The organism is Polaromonas sp. P3_C2 (assembly GCF_056402675.1).
In genome coordinates, this window is record NZ_JBFUGX010000349.1 from 1 (window position 1) to 4,401 (window position 4,401).

Annotated in this window: 3 protein-coding genes; all 3 read left to right on the plus strand. The window is 60.5% G+C overall.

Annotated elements, in window-relative coordinates:
* Nucleotides 1-205 precede the first annotated feature (205 nt).
* Nucleotides 206-1,468, plus strand: coding sequence for an MFS transporter (locus AC1DWI_RS14760; RefSeq protein WP_477668765.1), 1,263 nt, complete (start codon nucleotides 206-208; stop codon nucleotides 1,466-1,468).
* A gap of 28 nt (nucleotides 1,469-1,496) precedes the next feature.
* Complete coding sequence (locus tag AC1DWI_RS14765; protein WP_477668764.1) at nucleotides 1,497-3,161, plus strand: MFS transporter; 1,665 nt, start codon at nucleotides 1,497-1,499, stop codon at nucleotides 3,159-3,161.
* A gap of 42 nt (nucleotides 3,162-3,203) precedes the next feature.
* Nucleotides 3,204-4,401: molybdopterin-dependent oxidoreductase (locus tag AC1DWI_RS14770; RefSeq protein WP_477725098.1), on the plus strand; the 1,198-nt coding region annotated here is incomplete at its 3' end.

Here is a 4,401-nt window from a genome sequence, read left to right on the forward strand (position 1 = left end):
CGCGTGCAGGCCGCGGTCTACGCGGCTGGCCGCGACCTGACTTGACAAAGATCAAGGCCGGGGCAGTTTGACCCGGCGCTAGTTCTTCATGATGAGGTGGCGAGGTTCCACGTCGTCTTTTTAATGCCGCCTGCCTGTTCTGAAGAAGGATATTCAGCAGCGCGCTAAACGCCGACAGTCATGCCATGTCTCAGGAGAAACATGCATGAGCTCTGAACTCGGTAATTCAAGGAAGGCCTGGTCGGTGCTGATTGTCAGCACACTGGCCTTCACCGTCTGCTTCATGGTCTGGATGATGTTCGGCGTGATCGGCATTCCGATCAAGAAGATGTTGAACCTCAACGCCACGGAGTTCGGCCTGCTCGCGGCGACACCCGTGCTGACAGGTTCCTTGATTCGCGTACCGTTGGGTATCTGGACCGACCGCTACGGCGGACGCATCGTCATGGCGATCTTGATGGCCACCACGGTGCCTGCCATCTGGCTCATGAGTTACGCCACGGTCTACTGGCATTTCCTGGTGATCGGCCTATTTGTTGGCCTGGCCGGTGGATCTTTCTCGGTGGGAACACCTTACGTGGCGCGCTGGTTCCCGAAAAGCCGCCAAGGTATGGCCATGGGGGTGTACGGTGCCGGCAACTCGGGCGCTGCCGTCAATAAATTTGTGGCGCCTGTGCTGCTGGTGGCTTTTGGCTGGGCCATGGTGCCGCAGGTGTACGCGGTCATCATGCTGGCTGCGTTGGTGCTGTTCTGGCTGTTCAGCTACAGCGATCCTTCGCACCTGGTGCCCAGCCACGTCAAGTTCAGTGATCAGCTCAAGTCGCTGAAAGATCCGAAAGTCCTCAAGTATTGCCAGTACTACAGCATCGTGTTCGGCGGCTATGTGGCCCTGTCGCTCTGGATGGTGCAGTACTACGTGGGTGAATTCGGCCTGGACATCCGCGTGGCAGCCCTGCTGGCAGCCTGCTTCTCATTGCCGGGCGGCGTGCTGCGCGCTTTTGGTGGCGTTCTGTCCGACAAGTACGGCGCGCACAGCGTGACCTGGTGGGTGATGTGGGTCAGCTGGGTCTGCCTGTTCCTGCTGTCTTACCCGCAAACAGATTTCACCATTCTCACGGTCAACGGTCCAGCCACCTTCCACATCGGGCTGAACGTCTACACCTTCACCGCGCTCATGTTCATCCTGGGCATTGCCTGGGCCTTCGGCAAGGCCAGTGTCTTCAAGTACATCAGCGACGACTACGGCGCCAACATCGGCGCGATCAGCGGCATTGTCGGGCTGGCCGGCGGCTTGGGTGGCTTTGTGCTCCCCATCATCTTCGGAGGACTGATGGACCTCACCGGCATCCGCTCGAGCGCCTTCATGTTCATGTATGGCGTGGTCTGGGTCTCGCTGATCTGGATGTACTGGACCGAAGTGCGGCGCACTGAAGTCATGGGATCGAACGCAAGCGGCGCATTGGCCTGATGCGGCCATCTTCTTCAAGGGAAAAATCATGAGCACCAAGTCTGCAGCAAGCACGGCCATTCCAGCCCTTCAGTCGCGCTCCTCCGGCGCCGACATCACCGACTGGCGTCCCGAGGACGAGCAGTTCTGGGAAAGCACCGGAAAGCGCATTGCCTACCGCAACTTATGGATCTCCGTGCCCAGCCTGCTTTGCGGTTTTGCCGTCTGGGGCATGTGGGGCATCATCACCGTGCAGATGCTCAACCTGGGCTTTCCCTTCACCCAGGCCGAGCTGTTCACGTTGACAGCCATCGCGGGGCTGGCCGGCGCCACCATGCGCATTCCGGCTTCCTTCCTGATCCGGTTGGCAGGCGGGCGCAACACCATCTTCCTGACAACTTCGATGCTGCTGGCGCCGGCCATCGGCACCGGCATCGTGCTGCAGCACCCCGAGTGGCCGCTGTGGTCTTTCCAGCTGATGGCCTTGTGGTGTGGGGTGGGTGGCGGAAACTTCGCCAGCTCCATGTCCAACATCAGCACCTTCTTTCCCAAGAGGTTGCAGGGCACGGCGCTCGGCCTGAATGCAGGACTGGGCAATTTCGGCGTGACGACCATGCAGATCGTCATCCCGCTGGTGATGACCCTGGGTCTGTTTGGAGGCCTCGCAGGCGAGTCGACCAATCTGGTCAAGGACAGCGGCTGGATCTTCGGCAAGATTGTGGCGGGCACACCCACCTGGATCCAGAACGCCGGTTTTGCCTGGCTGCTGTCGCTTGTGCCGTTGTCGGCTATCTGCTATTTCGGCATGAACAACCTGACGACCGTCTCTCCAGCCATTGGCGGCACCATCCCGGCCTTTCTCAAAATCATCTGGCTCTACACGCTGTCATTTGTCCCGGCAGGCATTGGCCTGTACCTCTACCTGCCCAAACCCACGGGCTTGGGCTTGCTCAACATGTGGATCGCCATGCCCTTGATTGTGGCAAGCACCTTGCTGGTGCTCAAGCTCACTGCCTTCGGCACGATGAAAGAAAACATCACCAAGCAGTTTGCGATCTTCAGCAACAAACACACCTGGTCACTGACGCTGCTGTACATCGTGACTTTCGGCTCCTTCATCGGTTTTTCGATGGCCCTGCCGCTGGCCATCACTGTGATCTTCGGCATCAGCCACGTGCCGGACGCCGCTGGCGTCATGCAGCACACGCTGAAAAATCCGCACGCACCGTCGGCGCTGACCTTTGCCTGGATAGGCCCCTTTGTCGGCGCGCTGATCCGGCCTGTGGGCGGCTGGGTTTCGGACAAGGTCGGTGGCTCCATCGTGACGCAGATCATCTCCGCCGTGATGGTGCTGGCTTCCGCTGCGGTGGGCTACGTGATGCTGCTGGCCTACAAGTCGAATGCGCCCGAGCAGTACTTCCTGCTCTTCATGGTGCTGTTTGTCGTGTTGTTTGCTGCCAGCGGCATCGGCAACGGCTCCACCTTCCGCACGATTGGCGTCATCTTCGACCGCCAGCAGGCCGGCCCGGTACTGGGCTGGACCTCGGCCATCGCCGCCTACGGTGCCTTCATCGCCCCGGTGGTCATCGGCGTGCAGATCAAGGCCGGCACGCCGGAAAACGCCATGTACGGCTTTGCCATCTTCTATGCGCTGTGCCTGGTGCTGAACTGGTGGTTCTACCTGCGCCGCGGCGCCGAGATCAAAAATCCCTGAGCGAACGCTGAGCCCGCTTTTTACCGCTTTACGGAGAAACAAATGAGTCACTTTCTTGATCGACTGAGTCACTTTTCCAACCCCAGGGAGTCCTTCTCCGGGGGCCACGGTGTCACCACTGCCGAAGACCGAACCTGGGAAGACGCCTACCGCAACCGCTGGGCACACGACAAGATCGTGCGCAGCACCCATGGCGTCAACTGCACGGGTTCGTGTTCATGGAAGATTTATGTCAAGGGCGGCATCGTCACCTGGGAAACCCAGCAGACCGACTACCCGCGCACGCGCTGGGACATGCCCAACCACGAGCCGCGCGGCTGCTCGCGCGGCGCCAGCTACAGCTGGTACCTGTACAGCGCGAACCGCGTCAAATACCCCATGGTGCGCGCACGCCTGCTCAAGCACTGGCGCGAAGCGCGGTTGACACTGCCGCCGGTCGAGGCCTGGGCGGCGGTGGTGCAGGACGATGCCAAGCGGCGCGACTACCAGAGTGTGCGTGGCCTCGGCGGATTTGTCCGCTCCAGCTGGGACGAAGTCAATGAAATCATTGTCGCCTCCAACGTCCATACCATCAAGAGGCACGGTGCTGACCGCATCATCGGCTTCTCGCCGATCCCGGCGATGTCCATGGTCAGTTACGCCGCCGGCTCGCGCTACCTGTCGCTGATAGGCGGCGTGTGCATGAGTTTTTACGACTGGTACTGCGACCTGCCTCCGTCCAGCCCGCAGGTCTGGGGTGAGCAGACTGACGTGCCGGAGTCGGCCGATTGGTACAACTCGGGCTTCATCATTGCCTGGGGCTCCAACGTGCCGCAGACCCGTACCCCTGATGCGCACTTCTTCACCGAAGTCCGCTACAAGGGCACCAAGACCGTGGCGATCACGCCCGACTACTCCGAAGTCGCCAAGCTCTCTGACCTGTGGTTGCATCCCAAGCAGGGCACCGATGCTGCGGTCGCCATGGCCATGGGCCATGTAATCCTGAAAGACTTCTATTTCGGCGGCAACGGCAAGCCGCGCTCTGCCTACTTCGATCATTACGCACGCCGTTACACCGACCTGCCCATGCTGGTGATGCTCAAGGAGCACCAACTTGAAAATGGCGAAACCGTCATGGTGCCGGACCGTTATGTGCGCGCGTCCGACTTCAACGGCAAACTCGGCCAGGCGAACAATCCTGAGTGGAAGACCGTGGCGTTCGACGCACAGGGCAAGGTCGTCTTGCCGCACGGTGCCATCG